This is a genomic window from Streptococcus merionis DSM 19192 (assembly GCF_000380085.1).
In the GTDB taxonomy this organism is placed as follows: domain Bacteria; phylum Bacillota; class Bacilli; order Lactobacillales; family Streptococcaceae; genus Streptococcus; species Streptococcus merionis.
Genome location: NZ_KB904541.1, coordinates 1 through 16,489, shown reverse-complemented (window position 1 = coordinate 16,489; position 16,489 = coordinate 1). Strand labels below are relative to the sequence as shown.

The 16,489-nt window shown below is 41.3% G+C and carries 20 protein-coding genes and 1 pseudogene; 1 reads left to right on the top strand and 20 read right to left on the bottom strand.

Features of this window, described 5'->3' with window-relative positions:
* Window positions 1-163 precede the first annotated feature (163 nt).
* The 17 genes and pseudogenes from A3I5_RS11575 to A3I5_RS11570 form a co-directional block, all read right to left on the bottom strand.
* Window positions 164-691 carry a Hachiman antiphage defense system protein HamA gene (locus A3I5_RS11575; protein ID WP_018373308.1) on the bottom strand — a complete coding sequence of 176 codons (528 nt, stop codon included), beginning with the start codon at window positions 689-691 and terminating at the stop codon, window positions 164-166.
* 103 nt (window positions 692-794) lie between these two features.
* Window positions 795-3,455, bottom strand: coding sequence for a valine--tRNA ligase (locus A3I5_RS0103855; protein ID WP_018373307.1), 2,661 nt, complete (start codon window positions 3,453-3,455; stop codon window positions 795-797).
* A 19-nt stretch (window positions 3,456-3,474) separates the two neighbouring features.
* Entirely contained in the window at window positions 3,475-4,383 is a 909-nt protein-coding gene (locus A3I5_RS0103850; RefSeq protein WP_018373306.1) for a DUF5655 domain-containing protein, read from the bottom strand.
* Window positions 4,380-4,958: a GNAT family N-acetyltransferase gene (locus tag A3I5_RS0103845; protein ID WP_018373305.1), complete on the bottom strand. Its 579-nt coding sequence runs from the start codon at window positions 4,956-4,958 to the stop codon at window positions 4,380-4,382. The genes A3I5_RS0103850 and A3I5_RS0103845 overlap by 4 nt, the downstream gene beginning before the upstream one ends.
* Window positions 4,936-5,466, bottom strand: coding sequence for a GNAT family N-acetyltransferase (locus tag A3I5_RS0103840; protein ID WP_018373304.1), 531 nt, complete (start codon window positions 5,464-5,466; stop codon window positions 4,936-4,938). Before A3I5_RS0103840 ends, A3I5_RS0103845 begins: the two co-directional genes overlap by 23 nt.
* 9 nt (window positions 5,467-5,475) lie before the next feature.
* Window positions 5,476-5,823, bottom strand: a complete 348-nt coding sequence (locus A3I5_RS0103835; RefSeq protein ID WP_018373303.1) for a VOC family protein — start codon at window positions 5,821-5,823, stop codon at window positions 5,476-5,478.
* Window position 5,824: 1 nt separating this feature from the next.
* Window positions 5,825-6,397, bottom strand: a complete 573-nt coding sequence (locus A3I5_RS0103830) for a DEAD/DEAH box helicase family protein (RefSeq protein WP_018373302.1) — start codon at window positions 6,395-6,397, stop codon at window positions 5,825-5,827.
* Window positions 6,394-6,786 (bottom strand): VOC family protein, encoded by a 393-nt coding sequence (locus A3I5_RS0103825; RefSeq protein ID WP_018373301.1) that lies wholly within the window; start codon window positions 6,784-6,786, stop codon window positions 6,394-6,396. Before A3I5_RS0103825 ends, A3I5_RS0103830 begins: the two co-directional genes overlap by 4 nt.
* Before the next feature lie 446 nt (window positions 6,787-7,232).
* On the bottom strand, window positions 7,233-7,652 hold the full coding sequence (locus A3I5_RS0103820; RefSeq protein WP_018373300.1) for a helix-hairpin-helix domain-containing protein: 420 nt from the start codon (window positions 7,650-7,652) through the stop codon (window positions 7,233-7,235).
* A 147-nt stretch (window positions 7,653-7,799) separates the two neighbouring features.
* Entirely contained in the window at window positions 7,800-8,054 is a 255-nt protein-coding gene (locus tag A3I5_RS0103815; RefSeq protein ID WP_018373299.1) for a DUF1912 family protein, read from the bottom strand.
* The gene (locus A3I5_RS0103810) at window positions 8,051-9,403 is read right to left on the bottom strand and encodes a DUF438 domain-containing protein (RefSeq protein ID WP_018373298.1); all 1,353 of its coding nucleotides are present in this window, start codon (window positions 9,401-9,403) and stop codon (window positions 8,051-8,053) included. The genes A3I5_RS0103815 and A3I5_RS0103810 overlap by 4 nt, the downstream gene beginning before the upstream one ends.
* On the bottom strand, window positions 9,393-9,635 hold the full coding sequence (locus A3I5_RS0103805; RefSeq protein ID WP_018373297.1) for a DUF1858 domain-containing protein: 243 nt from the start codon (window positions 9,633-9,635) through the stop codon (window positions 9,393-9,395). The genes A3I5_RS0103810 and A3I5_RS0103805 overlap by 11 nt, the downstream gene beginning before the upstream one ends.
* Before the next feature lie 402 nt (window positions 9,636-10,037).
* Window positions 10,038-10,355, bottom strand: a complete 318-nt coding sequence (locus A3I5_RS0103800) for a DUF960 domain-containing protein (RefSeq protein WP_018373296.1) — start codon at window positions 10,353-10,355, stop codon at window positions 10,038-10,040.
* A gap of 313 nt (window positions 10,356-10,668) precedes the next feature.
* Entirely contained in the window at window positions 10,669-11,070 is a 402-nt protein-coding gene (locus A3I5_RS0103795; protein ID WP_018373295.1) for a GNAT family N-acetyltransferase, read from the bottom strand.
* A gap of 71 nt (window positions 11,071-11,141) precedes the next feature.
* Window positions 11,142-11,675, bottom strand: a complete 534-nt coding sequence (ntdP, locus tag A3I5_RS0103790; protein WP_018373294.1) for a nucleoside tri-diphosphate phosphatase — start codon at window positions 11,673-11,675, stop codon at window positions 11,142-11,144.
* A gap of 86 nt (window positions 11,676-11,761) precedes the next feature.
* Window positions 11,762-12,538 (bottom strand): recombination regulator RecX, encoded by a 777-nt coding sequence (recX, locus tag A3I5_RS0103785; protein ID WP_018373293.1) that lies wholly within the window; start codon window positions 12,536-12,538, stop codon window positions 11,762-11,764.
* 31 nt (window positions 12,539-12,569) lie between these two features.
* Window positions 12,570-13,346 (bottom strand): annotated as a pseudogene (locus A3I5_RS11570) (aminoglycoside 3'-phosphotransferase).
* A gap of 95 nt (window positions 13,347-13,441) precedes the next feature.
* Between A3I5_RS11570 and A3I5_RS0103775 the strand changes: the two are divergent.
* A complete protein-coding gene (locus A3I5_RS0103775; RefSeq protein WP_018373290.1) occupies window positions 13,442-13,753 on the top strand; it encodes a hypothetical protein in 312 nt (103 codons plus the stop codon).
* 329 nt (window positions 13,754-14,082) lie between these two features.
* On the opposite strand, the gene A3I5_RS0103765 is transcribed toward A3I5_RS0103775, so the two are convergent.
* The 3 genes from A3I5_RS0103765 to A3I5_RS0103755 all read right to left on the bottom strand — a co-directional run.
* Window positions 14,083-14,820 carry a LytR/AlgR family response regulator transcription factor gene (locus A3I5_RS0103765; protein WP_018373288.1) on the bottom strand — a complete coding sequence of 246 codons (738 nt, stop codon included), beginning with the start codon at window positions 14,818-14,820 and terminating at the stop codon, window positions 14,083-14,085.
* A 1-nt stretch (window position 14,821) separates the two neighbouring features.
* Window positions 14,822-16,132 (bottom strand): sensor histidine kinase, encoded by a 1,311-nt coding sequence (locus A3I5_RS0103760; protein WP_018373287.1) that lies wholly within the window; start codon window positions 16,130-16,132, stop codon window positions 14,822-14,824.
* Window positions 16,133-16,238: 106 nt separating this feature from the next.
* Window positions 16,239-16,489: transposase (locus A3I5_RS0103755; protein WP_018373286.1), on the bottom strand; the 251-nt coding region annotated here is incomplete at its 5' end.

Below are 16,489 nucleotides of genomic sequence, written 5' to 3'. Positions count from 1 at the left end.
TCTATAATCGAAATACTACTTTCAATATCGGATATTGTACTAATAATATTCTTTTTCGTTATATTATCCGGAATTACAGTTGATCCGATTATAACATTATTTTCATCAATAGTTGAGTATTTCTTGTCTGTGTAATCCTTTGATAAAGAAGCTATTCTTTGTATTAGTCCTCTAGGTGACCCAACAATTTTCGTATGATTATATGCATTACGCCACGGATTGTTATTTTTTTATTTGCACCACTTAATTGTTTTTCTAATCCAGTGTAAGCTCGGTAAATGGTATTTCTATGAGAATTCATATGATTTATTTGAGTAGATTTACTCTCTACTAACCAAAATTGATTATTTTTGAAAACTAGACCATCAAAACCCTTTTTTGCTGAATTTTCTTCCAAATTTTTAAAGCAATATTCTTGTGAAAAACCCTTTTCTCTCAAGATGCATATTAAAAGAAATTCTGCCACTGCACCATTACGCTTATTAATATCTAATCTTGACAGATAATCAACCAATTCAATAGCTTCTGATTTTGTGCTTAAATCACTATCTCTACCTGAACTTATTTCCAATAAGTTTTTTGTAATAAATTCCTTATCATTATCAGATAAGGTTTCAATATTTAAACGTAAGTAGTGACAATTTTTATCTTCTAGTTGACTCTCTTCAAATTCCACTTCACCAATAAACAATTACTTACCACCCATCTTATTTATTACTATAAAAAATTATTTGTCTTATTATACCACAAAACCCAACCGTTCTGGCTGGGTTTTCGTGTATAGATTGGGTTATTTATACCAACCTCTCCATCTCCATAATTCGCTCTTTTGTGGCGTCGTACTTAGCTTGGTAGTCGGCTTGTTTGTCTTTTTCTTTTTGGACGACTTCTGGTTTGGCGTTTTGGACAAAGCGTTCGTTGCTGAGTTTTTTGCCGACCATGTCAAGTTCTTTTTGCCATTTGGCGAGTTCTTTATTGAGACGGGCCAGTTCTTCTTCGACATTGAGCAGGTCTGCCAATGGTAGGTAGATTTCAGCCCCTGTGATGACCGCTGACATGGCCAAGTCTGGTGTTTCCATGTTTGATGAAAGCTCAAGGGTTTCTGGGTTGGTGAAGCGCCTGATGTAGTTGATATTGCCTTTAAAGAAGGTCTCAAGCTCAGCGTCACTTGCCTTAACCAAGATGGTAATCGGCTTAGATGGGGCAACGTTGACTTCCACACGCGCATTTCGCACAGCACGAATCAGGTCTTTCAGACTTTCCACGCCTTTATGCGCAGCTTCATTTTCAAAAGCAGGATTCACCGTTGGGTAGGTAGCGGTCACGATAGAGCTATCCGCGTATTGACCAAAGATTTCCTCGGTTACAAAAGGCATGATTGGGTGGAGCAAGCGCAAGATTTGATCCAAGGTGTAGAGAAGAACCGAGCGAGTGATAACTTTTTCTTCCTCATTATCACTATAAAGCACTTCCTTGGTCAACTCCACGTACCAGTTGGCGAACTCTTCCCAGATGAAGTTGTAAAGGATATGCCCTGCCACACCAAATTCAAACTTGTCAAAGTTCTCCGTAACCTTGGCGATCGTTTCATTGAGGTTATGAAGAATCCAGCGGTCGGTCACATTGCCAGCTTGGCTGCTAACCACTTTTGCGACATTTTCACGCGCCACTTCAAGGCTCAACCCTTCATTATTCATGAGAATATAGCGGGAAATATTCCAGATTTTATTGATGAAATTCCAGCTGGCATCCATTTTCTCATAGCTAAAGCGGACATCTTGTCCTGGAGCAGAGCCATTTGATAAGAACCAGCGCAGACTGTCCGCCCCGTACTGGTCAATGACATCCATCGGGTCAATGCCATTTCCAAGAGACTTGGACATTTTCCGCCCTTCTTCATCACGAATCAAACCGTGAATCAAGACATTTTCAAACGGACGACGGTCTGTGAATTCAAGGGATTGGAAAATCATACGAGACACCCAGAAGAAGATAATGTCATAGCCTGTTACAAGAGTTGACGTTGGGAAATAGCGTTTGAAGTCGCTACTCTCCTCATCTGGCCAGCCCATAGTTGAAAACGGCCACAGGGCTGAGCTAAACCAAGTATCAAGGACATCTTCGTCCTGCACCCAACCGTCACCTGCTGGTGCTTCTTCACCAACGTAGATGTCACCGGCTTCATTGTACCAAGCTGGAATTTGATGCCCCCACCAGAGCTGGCGTGAAATCACCCAGTCATGCACATTTTCCATCCATTGAAGGAAAGTATCGTTAAAGCGTGGTGGGTAGAATTTCACTTCATCGTCTGTGTTTTGATTGGCAATCGCATTTTTTGCCAATTCATCCATTTTGACAAACCATTGGGTGGATAAATAAGGTTCAACAACTACTCCTGTGCGCTCAGAATGTCCGACAGAGTGAATAATCGGTTTAACTTCTTTTAAAAGACCAGCTTCCTTGGTATCTGCCAAGTAGAGCTTACGAGCTTCGTAGCGATCCAGACCTTGGTAACGCTCTGGCACACGGTGGGACTTAGACATACGACCATCTTTATCCATGATGATGTCCTGCTTGATATGATGGCGCTGACCAACCTCAAAGTCATTTGGATCATGAGCTGGCGTAATCTTCACACAGCCAGAGCCCTTGTCCATCGTTACATATTCATCTGCAATGATCGGAATTTTATAACCCGTTAAGGGGACAATAACCTCTTTACCGATCAAATGCTGATAGCGCTCATCATCTGGATGAACAGCGATCGCACCATCTCCAAACATGGTTTCAGGACGCGTGGTCATGATGGTTAAATACTCACCACTACCGTCTGCAAACATATATTTAAAGTAATGCTCATTCCCCTCAATGTCCTTATGGATTACCTCAATGTCAGATAGCGCTGTGCGGGCTGCTGGATCCCAGTTGATGATGAACTCGCCACGGTAGATGAGGCCTTTTTTGTACAAGTCAACAAAAACCTTACGAACAGCCTTTGACAAGCCCTCATCAAGAGTGAAGCGCTCGCGCGAATAGTCAAGCGACAAGCCCATTTTGCCCCACTGTTCCTTGATGGTCGCTGCGTACTCATCCTTCCACTCCCAGACCTTGTCCAAGAATTTCTCACGACCGAGGTCATAGCGGGAAATGCCCTGTTCACGCAGACGCTCCTCAACCTTAGCCTGAGTCGCAATCCCTGCGTGGTCCATCCCCGGCAACCACAAGGTGTCAAAGCCCTGCATACGTTTTTGACGGATAATAATATCCTGCAAAGTCGTATCCCATGCATGCCCCAAGTGGAGTTTACCTGTCACATTCGGCGGTGGAATCACGATGGAATAGGGCTTCGCCTCAGCATCTCCTGATGGCTTAAAGACATCTGCCTCCAGCCATTTTTGATAGCGCCCAGCCTCAACCTCGGCTGGATTGTATTTTGGTGATAGTTCTTTTGACATTAGATTTACTCCTTCTTTTCTATAAAATCTGCTTTATACAACTCATGATATACTCTAAATTTCGGGTAGTTTTGATGATAATTTGGTAATCCCCATTACCCCTGTGACCAATCGAAGAGACATCCTTTAACAACCCTTTTGGATCATCAATTTGTCCCATTTTAGCATTGATAAATAATTTCAACTGTTTCTTCTGAATCTCAATATCAATAATATTTTTCTTATTCTTTTTAAAAGCAATATAAAGTTTTTTAGGATCTAAAACAATATCTGGAACTAACTGTATGATAGCCTGTCTAAATTCTTGATAGGACTCTAAAACTTCCTCAGATTTTCCTAAAAAATGTTGTTCTTCTGTATACGTCACAATTTCTCTGAGACCCTCAAACTCTGCTCCAGCCACTTGGTCTGTTTTCACCTTAATACTAGGTGCATTTGCTGATTTGAGCACTCCGTTGACCAATAAAACATTATTCGTAAATCTTTTAACCTCCCAAAGTTCAATATTCAAATCTTTAAAATCTACTGCTTGCTTTTGGAAAGCTGTGAAATTAGGAGATATAAAAACCACTTTACTCTGAGACCAGTCTACATCTTTCTTTGTAAGAAGCTTCCCAGTCTGTTCTTGGTATTCTAAAATAAAATCTGCTTTATATTTTAATAAAGTATTCAAATAGGAAACTCCCTGATCCAAGACACTCTGGTTGGTTGAGCGCTTGTATTCCATAATGACAAACGATTGGTTCTCATAATCAAAAGCTAGCGTATCCAATCGCTGGTTTTGAATTGAGAACTCAGAACTAACAAACTCTAAACCAGTAATAGTAGCCAAATTATCCTCAAAAAGTCCCTGTATCTCTTTTTCCAGTTTGAATGGTTTTTCTTCTAAACCTTGCAGACCACCTTGCTCAATTTGAAATAGATTCATTCTCTCTCCTCCCACTCCTCTTTCAACAACCCATAAGCCAACTCATCACAGCGATTGCCCGTAACGTCTTTACGCTCACGGATTCTGGCTTCAAGGGTGAAGCCGAGTTTTTCTGCGACGCGTTGGCTCTGCTGATTATGACTGTAACACCTGATTTCAACCTTGTGCAGATTGAGCACGGTGAAAGCCACCTCAATCAAAGCAGCAACAGCTTCTGGAACATAACCGTTCCCCCAGTGGTCGGGGTGAAGGAGGTAGCCGATTTCGTAGACATCGTCAGCGTGGCGGTGATTAAAATCACAAGAACCAATGACACGATCACCTCCTTTTATGGTGATGCCATAACCTGATGGCAAACCCTTTTTCTCCAAGTTTTGGTGATAGCGATTTTGAAAATAATCATACTCAGCCTCAAGCGTCTCAATCGGCGGAAAGCCTGCTGGATAGCAGACCTCTGCCAGACTAGCATAGGCAAACATGTCCTTGACGTCATCAAGCGTCCGTTGTCGTAAGTAAAGCCTGTCTGTTTCGACATCTGGTAGATTGTTGTTCTCAATTTTTCCTAGAATCTTCATCATGAATCCCCTCTCTAACCATCAGTAGATACAACTCTTCTTTCCCTGGAAAGTCAAATTTATCTGAGAACACTCGGTAGCCAAGATGTTTGTACAGCTTGATAGCTCTGCTATTTTCCTCACAGGTTGACAGCAAAATATTTTTAGGCGCAACTAACTGATGAAGCTCCTGAAGTAGCACCTTGCCTAGTCCCTGACTCTGGCAATCTTTTGCGACAAAAAGTTCGTTGAGTTCAAAACTGTTGGCATACCAATTTTTTCCAGCAGGGAGATGTGCGTCTATCTGCTGAGCCCACCAATTGTCTGGACCAAAATCAAAACCGAATAAACCAGCGACAAGAATACCATCACGATACTTGCCGATAACGACCGGATTTTTCCTTTGATCAATACTGTTTTTCACGCGGAGTTTGAAAAAGTCGGTTTCTTTCTCAAATACTTGGCCATACAAACTTGCGACATCATCCAAAATCGGTAAAATAGCATCATCTCGGTAAATTTGAATCATTCCAATCTCCTAAATAACGCTATAAAAATCTAGCACAATCCCTTCTGGCCCCTGAACTAAAACCGAATAAGTGCCCCAGTCCGTTCTGGTCGGCGAGTTGAGAATGCACTCTCCAGCATCTCGAAGTTCCTGACATTTAGCATCAACATCAGAAACCTGAATATGAAGGATAAGACCAGACTGGTAAGCTGCTATCGGCACTAGAGCCATTTGAGATAACATGAGGGTATGGCTACCAATGGTAAATTGGGCAAAAGTCTCGTCCTTGTAGTCTGCTGAAATACCCAGCAATTCTTCCAAACGCTGAGTACTTCCTGCCACATCTTTAATGATAATATCAAGTTGATTTAAGTCCATTTCAATCTCCTTCTACTTCCAGTTTCCCAATATGGGCCACAATCTGCTGAGCTGTTTCGTGAGCGCTGAGCTCGGTATTATCTATTTTCAGATACAGTTCTAGTCCTTCTGGGACTTGACTGGAAATGTACTGACATCTGTTTGCTGTCTCTAAAATCTCACGCTCTGAAACCTCGATATGTCGCTTGAGTGGCTTATGCTTGAGACGATTTTCACTTCGATTCCGGCAAAGCCGTTCTTCCAAGCCCACATCCAATTCCACAAAGAGAATTTTTCGCCCATGTCGGTGAAAGATGTTCTGAATAATGGTCAAAAAACCAACATGATTCTCATCCTTGAAATCAATCACAGCCGTGCCAATCCAATCTCGACCGTATTGTGCAAAAACATCGCAAATATCGAAGTTAATCCGAGAATTAAGCTCAACCATGTCCTCGGTAAAATCAGGAATAAACCGCAGAACAAAATCAATAGTCTCATGGTTGTGGATCAAGGTCGCACCCGTCAGCTTAGCCAGTTCTTGACCAACAGTCATCTTGCCTGACGCTTGCGCTCCGATAATCATGATGTTCATCGCTCCTCCTTCGCCACAATCTCAATTTTTATCCGATCAGGATCTTCGCAGTAAAAAGCAAAGTATTCTGAGCCGCCTGCATAGGGAAAGCGATCTTCGTAAAGCATGGCAACGCCCGCAGTCTGTAGACGCTGGTGTAACTGCTTCACCTCATCAGGATTGCCACCATAAAAGGCTAAATGGTTGAGACCAATCCGCTTGCGGTGGTAGCCTGCTGTCAAAAAGTCCTCCTCTGCTTGAACAAATACCAGATATTCCTTATCCTTTTTAAAGCTAAACCCACCAGCCCAGTCTTGATAAAGAATGTAGCCCAAATCTGGCAAGAGCAAGTCATAAAAGGCTCTGCTTTTGCTCAAATCTGACACATAGATTTCCACATGATGTAACATCTTGGCCTCCCCCTCTAATCCTAAACTGAACCGAAAAACATTTCAAAGTCGGACGTCCCACAGTCAAGAATCTGTACTCACAGGTATCGTTCTCATCTCATACTCATCAAAAACGATAAAAAACCTGCCTAGCAATCGCTAGACAGGGACGAAGGTCATTTCTGATTTCCGCGGTACCACCCAGATTCAAATACCCTAAGTATTTGCAACTCATTTCTTCAATTTAACCATCAGCAACCAGTTTTGTGTAACCTGCGGATTTCTCAACTCCACCGCTTTCTGTAAGGCCACTTTCTCAAAACACCTCTGATTTCCTCTATTCTAGCAGATTCCTCTTGCAAAAGCAAGATTTATTTTTCTGCCTTGAAAACTCTTGACATCTATTGATCCGACGCCTCTGCTACCATACAGAAAGCCTCCTTGAATGAGAAATGAACAGTATAGTCTTATCCTTTAAAGACTACACCAGCTTCTTTAAGCTTTTTAAGGGTTGCTGGCCCGATTCCACTTAGCTCCAACAACGCTTCTTCTGTCCAGTCGGCAAAGGCTTCGCGCGAGGTGATTCCTGCTGCATAAAAGGTTTCAAGACGCGCTGCTGGTACGCCATCAAAGTCAGCGATGAAGGCTTCTAAATTCTTAGCAGCCTTAGCTTCCTTAGCTTCTTCGACCTTATCTACGACAGCGCCAGCTACCTCTTGAACATTTTTGGCGACTGTTTCTACCACCTGTTCGGCAGATTCCACAACGTTATCAGCAGTTTCTTGGACAGATTTCACTGCACGGTTGACCACCTCTTGGCTAGCTCTTCTCAAGTCTGCCATTTGTTTGCGCAACTGTTTTTTACGATTTACTTTTTTCTTTGCCATTTTAATCTTACTTTCTATTCTTATTTTTAAATACTACGAACCCGAGCTTATGCTCTTTTTTTCTTCTCAAGGTGACTCTTGGTGAGGAGCTGACTCATATCTTTACTCACGCTGGATAGGAAAAACCAGTCCTGAGTGCATATGATTCTAATACTGCCGCTTGCCAAAAATCCCGTCTGGCAAATCATGAAAGGCCTTGCCAGATCTGTAATTGTCAAATTTCGCCTGAATAAAACGATAAGCGTCCAACTTGCTTTCATAACGGATATAAGCATCTGCCGCCCGCTCATCTTGGTCTTCTTCCAAGACACGGCGACTTTCTTCCATGGCCATTTCATTAATCATAACTTGGCTATTAACCCAGTCTTCAAACGCTTTTAAAAAGTCCTTTTCGTAACTCATTTTTCCTCCGGTTTTTCCAAATCACGATGAAAATCGCTCCCTAAATCAAAGAAGGGTTGAATGTCCTGAACATATTCCAAAACTCCCTCAAAATCGCCAGCCTGATTGCGAACCGCTGCGTAAGTTACATGAACAAACTTAGCCCGGCTCTCAGACTTGAACCACATCTCGAACTTATCACGCTCGCCATTTCGAAGAGCGGTAAAAATCGCCTTAACCTTGGGCAATAATTTGGGAGGATGGCAGAGCTCCACATGACGTCCCAGCTGACTCGGTGTCCGCTTAAAAATCATGTCATCTACTGGCACACTGTCGTTATAGTACTGGAAGATATCATCTTTATTGACAAAGGTAATTTCCAGAGGGAGATGATTGAGAATCAAATCTGCTTGTTCTACCGATAAATGCCCTCGTCCAAAAGGCTGGATTGTCGCACGATCCACCGACTGCTGTTCACTTTTTGGCCCTTCTTTCGGTGTGTAAGTGACCGTCACCTGACCATGAGGCAAATCAATGACACGGCTATCAGACTCCCCTGAAAGCTTCACTTCACTAGCTGGACTGGCTGGCGCTTCAAAGCTAGCTCTCACTGGTTCCCATTTCTCATGCGGGATAATAATAGCATAGCCATAAGCGTCGCTTTCGCTCGCTATCTGCAACCAATCATCCTGAGTCAAAGCCTCCAAAAGCAACATTAGCAGAATGGACTCTTCCTTGAAAATCATAGACTCAAACTCCGTCGCAAAAGCCTCAAAGGCTGCTGCTACTTGTTCCAGAGTCTCGTCTGTTAAATCATCCACTGCACGGTTGGCAGTTTTGAACAATTCTCGAATGTGATCGTCTACACCCCACATCACCTTAGGTGGTGCAGTATGACCATATCGCTCCATAACTGGAAAAAAGAGATTTTCCTTACGTTCATAGTGGCGTTCAAACTGCCCGAGTAAGGTCATCTGGCGTTTGAGACCAGACCGAATCTGCTCTGCATCCTCAGGCTCTGCTTCAGCTAACCGCTTCAGTAAACGCCGAATCCTGAGCAGAGCTGCACGTAAGGCCAAGTTTTCATCCCGAAAGACACGAACCGGATGGCCTGGCTGGTCAGCATCTGCTACCTCCACACCCTGGACTGCATTTTTAAATAAATTAGCATGAACGTCACAGAGCTGCATCACATCCTCAAAAGTAATGCCTGTACTAGCCGAGATTAGCTCCTGCTCCATCAGGCTAATTTCAAGGGCAGAGACACCTGTAAAATGCTCCTCAAAGCGGGCCTGAACAGACTCAGGACTTGCTCCATGATGGAGATCCAACAAAATATCCTTGAGGGCCTCGATTCTTTCACTTGCCATCTGCAACTCCAATCACATCATAGCCATTATTTTCCAGAGCTGAAACAATCTTCTCCAGCGGTACACCTACCATCTTAGCCCCTGCTTTTAGCGTTGTAACCTGCCCCACTGTATTTCGCATGACAGGATTTGACAACGGTGTAAACCCCAAATCGATCAAGAGTTCTAACAGTTCTGGATGCTGCTCGATCGTCTTAGCCACTGGCAGACTTAAATCAACCTGATTTTGCATAAAAACTCCTCTTTAACTCCCTTAATAGTATACTAAAAAGCCAGATGTTTGTATACTTGTATTTAAAAATCCGACAAACGCATAAAAATGTTACTAATCCCATTTACAAGAGGACACTGAGCCAGTTAACACCATATAAACATGAACGCCACTGTTTGAAAACTAAAAATCAGCTAGCAAAAGACGAATATTTGACAAGATTTATAACTAAGACGATTGTTACTTTCTCAGCGGATTCACTTTCAAAAAATCTTTTTTACCGATTTTCCACTCTCTTCTTTCTCATTTTAACGTAAAATAGCGACTACTTTTCAATCATCCAGTAGCATTTTGACGAGATACTAACCTTTCGTTAAAAACAGACTTTTAAAATTTGAATGCTTTTGCTATGAATACTGTTCCTTAAATCATATGGGCTTCTTCTGGCAAGGTCACGGTTTCTCGACCATTTTGATCAACAACATAGACAGAATGTGGATAAAAAGGGTCATAAGGCAGGTCGTAGTCAAAGGTGATTGTCATTGGCAACTGATCCTGACTAAAGGTAATAGACAGCTTGCCCCTGCGATTACTCAAGCGAAATTTGAGGATAGGTTTAAGGGTAAAGACACCCTTGAGATTATTGTCGATGATCTCCCAGAAAATATCGATGGCCTCACTCGGTAGCGAGGTGACAATACCAAAGCTAGCATAGCGTCCGCGTGTATTTGAAAATGCCATCTAAATCCCTCCTCTAGCTGGTTTTCGCCCAGCCATATTTCTTCTGATTGTACTTCAAAATCCTCAAAAAATCAAGGTTAAGGTAGGCCTATAACATGATAAATGCATAAAGAAAACTCTGCCAAATTATTTCTGAAATACTATAAATCTAATAATATATTTCAGAAAACATTTCATAGGGCGCTGGAAGATGCGAAACTGAAGAATTTCAGATAAACGTCATCCAGTTTTTTCAAGGACTGCTCTAAAACAGACATTTTATCATCTCACAACTTTTTAACAAATGATTTTCTTCATGTGTTTGTTATGAGGCCTATAAATATTTAACGAAATGGTATTTGGTCATGCCTTTTTGTGGCACATCCTGAAGTTGACCATAAATCTGATAACCTAACTTTCGATAAAAGCCTTCTGCTTGATAAGATTTGGTAGATAGGGTAATGCTGGTCAATTGGCGAGCTCTCGCTAGCTCTTCCAATTCAGCCATCAAATCGGCTCCTAATCCCTGACCATGATGCCCTTCATCAACGACCAGCGCTGTCACATGAGCATTTTGCAAGGTTATTTTAGCTTGTAGTACAACTATAAGCTCCCCCTCGCTTTCCCTCGTCAACGTTAGCTCGTCTGTCTGACTGGCTAGGCTTGGAACTGGTCCAAACGCTTGCTGATATTGGCTTTCAAAGATTCTCTCGACAAATGAAGACACCACTTCCATAAAGACTCCTTGGGGTTGATTTGAAAAGACACCCCCACTAGCTCAGCCAGTGAGGGTAATCTGTTGCGACTTTAACGATTTTTCAGCTCTAAATATCGTTTGTACCAAATATTGACGTAAGCTTCCGAGAAAGGCCCTTTGCCCTGATTAATCCAGTCAACGAGGATTTTAACATTTTCCTTCAAAATATAATCCAGCTCCTTAGAATACTTCATCTCGCGCTTGTGGCGCTCGTACTCTTCGACATCTAACAAGCGTTTTTCCCCATCAGCAAAGACTTTGACATCAAGGTCGTAGTCAACATACTTGAGGGCTTCACTGTCCATGAGGTAAGGACTGGCCAGATTACAATAATAGGATGTCCCTGTATCGCGAATCATAGCAATGATATTAAACCAATATTTTGTGTGAAAATAGACAATAGCCGGCTCTCTAGTCACCCAGCGTCTTCCGTCATTTTCCGTCACTAGGGTGTGATTATTGACCCCGATGACAGCATTTTCCGTCGTTTTGAGTACCATGGTATCCCGCCAAGTTCTGTGGAGAGATCCATCATGTTTATAACTTTGAATTGTAATAAAGTCGCCTTCTTTGGGTAGTTTCATGGCTAACCAACTTTCTACAATTTTAAGTTTTTACTCAGATAGTCTACCATAATTTTGATAAAATTTCATGGTTTTGCTTCCAAAGTTCATAAATAGTCCCTCAAAGCCGAAGCAATATCTGAAAAATCGTACCCTCGTCTGGCCAAAGCCTGAGTCAAACGCTGCTTAAGCTCGTACCCCTCGTACTTCTTGCTGTATTTGCGGTATTGTTTATCCAACTCTTGGTAGATGAGTTCCTGCTCAGTATCCTCATCTTTCTCCAACTCCAAGCCAGCAATGGCTTGACTGGCCTCTGCAAAAGAAAATCCCTTGCTAATTAAGCTCTGAGTCAGCTTGTCTTTGAGCCCTTTAGCAGGTAATTTGCCATCATACTTCCGCCAGAGCTTCTCCGCCACACGGCCACAAACCTCTGAGAAATCAACATCTGCCAAAGCAACATCAATAATAGATTTAGCAATGCCTTTTTTGACGAGTTTTTGTCTGAGGACATAGCCTCCCTTGTCACCAGACAACAGATTATGCTCAATCACGGTCTGGGCAAACTTGGTATCATCCAACCAACGCTCTTCTTGGAGATTGACAATGACCTGCTCAATAATCTGATCTTCAACTTCGTGCTGGGCTAGGTAATCTCGCACTTCTTGTGTCGTCCGTTGTTTAAAAGATAAGTGATATAGGGCTAAGTTTTTCCCATATGAAAATCGGGCAAAGTCCTTAATCTCCGCTAGCTCTGCCTCAGTTAGAAACTTATCCTTGCTGAGCATGAATCGGACAATGGTATCCTCTGTGACATAAAGCCTCTCCTTGCCATCTAACTCAAGCAAATAGAGACGCTTCTTCTTTTCGATTTTCGTAATTTTCATGACACATTCCTTTCAACTCACATTCAATTGGCTAGCCAAAGGCTTCGTAAGCAACCACTAGTTTCAAACGATCCAGATCAACCTTCTCTCGCCCATAACAATCTAAAAAATAATCCGTGTAGGCATCTGTCCCTAAATTGTGGTTCAAGGACCAGATTCCCCAAAAGAGGTCAATATGATAATCACCCCAACCAGCTGAATCAAAGTCAATCAATGCTGAAAACTGATAATCACCTTTTAAAATAAGGTTAGGCAAACAAAAATCACCGTGGATAAAGGTGTCCTCTTGCAAAAGATGGCTATTATCACAAATGTATTGATAAGCTTGCTCACGGCTGGTCAGGCCAAATTGCGGTAACAGCGCTCAGTCGTAAAAACTCCCTTTCTGATAATTCTTCATCGCTGTCCCATGATAATCTGCCAGACGGTTTTGTCTTGGAAAACGAGAAGGCACAAGGCCATGTAACATGTGCAGTGTTTCTGCCATTATTTGACACAGTTTTTCAGGATTACCTAGAAAGTGCGTCGCATCCTGTCCGATCGCTTCTTCTGTCAGCAAATAATCTCGATCTGCTGTCAAGTAATGCACCACCTTCACACCTATCCTCTTTTGCCAAAACCAACGAGCAACTGTGGCTTCCTGAGCTAATTTCCCACAGTCATCTATTTTCAAGTAATATCCCTTATCGCTGTACAAGACCTTGGCTCCAGACCGCGAACTGCTGTCATAAATTTTTGATGCTCTCAAATAATCTTGAAGCTCCTCAGGAAAATCAGCTAAATGGACAGCGGTTTCTTTCTTTTTCATGGTTACAGTATAGCACAAACTTTACCACTTTTTCTCAAAATCTTGACAGTTTCAAAACATTGGTCTAAAATAATCCTAATAACAAGGAGGAACACATGGAAAAGAAGCATCTCCAGTGGGGAAGTGTAGGCGTTGTCATTGTAACCTTGCTCCTGCTCTGCTTTGCCTTTATCACCCCAAATGCTAGTCGCAATTTCTTTGTGCGGATTCTGCTCATATTACTCATCTATCTCTGTAGTCAAATCACGATCACCTATCGAGACAAAGCCGGGGTGACGGAACCACTCTTTTACTTGCATGCTGGCAGATCGGGCATCGGACTAAACCCGCGTCACAAATTGGGTTACAAGATTTACATAGGATTAATTCCTATTCTTGTCATTATTTTTATCTCAACCTTTTTCTAAACGTCTCTATCCAAAATAGTCAGCAACTCAAAGCATTTGAACAGCAGCGTTTAAAGAACAAAATGAGACATAAAAAAAGAGCGAGACAGATAGCCATGATAGCCGTTGGTCCCAATCTCTCTGGCTCCATCATCTCTTGTAATGGTATCTTTCCTACAGAGATGATGGAGTCTTTTTTGATAATGACAATTCATAAAAAAGACACATAGAACACCTCTAAAAACCCATTTATAAAAATTTGAACAGCTGATATTATATCGTTTTTTGTCAATCGAAAATGGCATTTTTAGAGATACCCTATAGGCATTCCTTTAGAGGACTCTTCGGATCTATTTTTTCTTTTTAATCTGCTCTTCAAGTGACTTGATCTTTCGTCTAGAAATCATGCAATCCATGCCGTTACTAAAATAGACCACATTTTCCTGGCGATCAATTTCTTTAACCTTATTAGGATTAATTAAGAAAGCTTTATGAGCTCTGAAAAACCTTGGCTCCATCTTCTCAATCACTTTCATACTTTCGTAAAACTCGATCCGCTGCCTATCCGTCCAAAGAGTTAACTTATGAGCCGTCTCGCTGGTCTCAATAAAGTAAATATCCTGAAATGGCACTCGAATATGACGCGTTTGGGTCTTGATTTCAAAAACATCTTCTGAATCCATGGTACGATTTCGCTCTAACACAAAGCTCACATTAGCCAAGATATCCTTAGTAAAGTCAACAGTTTCTTTTTCCTTATCCACAAAATCAAGCGCAGCCACTTTGTAGCGATAAGTAATGGCGGCAAATTCTGAATGGGTCGTCACAAAGATAATCGTTGCTTGCTCGTCCTTCTCACGGATTTTCTGTGCGACCTCAAGTCCGCGTTTCTCCTGACCTTTTAGTTCAATATCGAGGAAGTAAATCTGGTCACGACCGAATGTTGTGATATTTTCCAGCAGTTCATCCGGCTTTCCAGTGACCACTTTGATCATCATCGGCTCACCTAATTGCTTAGAAATGTCTCCAAGAATCCCTTGCAGCCTTGTTTGGTGATACAATTCATCCTCTAAAATATAAATATTCATTTTAACCTCCTATAAATACGACCTGTGTGAAGCTGTCTTCAGTCTGCTCTGTCTCCATGCTGGTCTTTTGGTATTTATCTACAATTTCCTTAACACTAAAAAGTCCAGTGCCACGATTGGCTCCCTTAGTCGAATAGCCTTTTTGAAAGATTCGATTAATTGGAACTAGGCCTGCTGACTTAGAATTTTTGACATAAATGATATGCTGCTTCTGTTCATAGAGCATCGCTATGGTTAACTTCGGAGTCAGTGAGTCTTTTGCAGCCTCAACACCATTGTCAACTAAGACTGAAATCAAACGTACAAAATCAAGCAAATCCATATTGACACCCTCAATCGGTTGTTTGATTTCAATGGTCACATCGACACCATCTTGCCTTGCCGCAACGATTTTATGGTAAAGTAAGCTCTTTAATGCTGGATTTTCCAAAAAAGACAAATCATCAATATTTTCACCTTCTGATAATGTCACATTAGCCCGCATCAGAATTTCATGAAAAAGGTAGCGGATATCGTTAATATCCCCTCCACGGATGCTGTCTTCTAAGGAAATCAACATATTTTTATAATCATGCTTAAACCCTCGAACGGTTTGATACATCTCTTCCACTTCACGAGTATAAAGGGTTAGCCGTCTGAATTGCTCAGCTTTTTCGCGACGCATCAGCTCCTCTTTGTAAGCGACAATTCTGTTGTTCAAAAAGATCAGAACGCTGATGATTAGGAAAGTGTAGGAAAATACAAGAGACTGAGTATATTGAGAGATTGTATCCCGACCGACTGCTATTTCTAATATATGAACCAAAATGATGACCAAAACGGCAATTTTAAAAGTCCTATTAATCGGTTTAAAAATTTTTTCTGCAATAAAGTGATCGTTATCTAATAATGCTGAAAAATCAATTTTAATAAATTTAAATAAGATTTCATGAACCAAAAAGGTTAATAATATGGTAATAAACCATATTATCGTAAAATTTCTATTCCAAAATTTACCAGGTGTAAAATCTTGGAAGAGCAAATCAAAAAAATTTATAAAAGTAAAACAAAAACTAAATGTATAGCTTGAATAAAAAAATGCTCGATTCTTATTCTCTTTTAAAACCTTTAAACTAAGAAAGTATAACTTTATAGGTATTAAGATAACCGATACAGCTCCGCTTAATAGCAAGGTACTAATAACTTCTAAAACAACATAAATTAAAATAAATTTTATAGATAGTCTCTTACTCCTTATCTTTGAAAAGACATAGAGATACAAACAGTATTCAGTGATAAGAGACAAAAATCCAAATAAATCCTGAATTGTCATTTTTACTCCTCACTTAAATTATGGTCGACGGCCACCAAGACGAGTTGACCAGTTTCCCCAATCAAACATTTCAGGCTCCTTGTCAACTGTAGTGGGTGACTTATCATTAAGCACGAGAGAGAATCAGAATGGTTCTCTCTTTTGTGATGTTCAAAGCGATGAGAATTTTCGTTTTGAAGTTCTTGAAATTTCGGAAGCCAAAAGCTTGTCGTTTGATATCCTTGATGAGCTTGTTGGTGGCCTCCAGCTTGGCGTTAGAATAAGGAAGATTTAAAGCATTGGTAATGTAAGCTTTGTATTTCAGAAAGGTTCTGAAGACTTTTTTAAAAGTAGGGTTGGCCGTTGAGACGTTTTCTT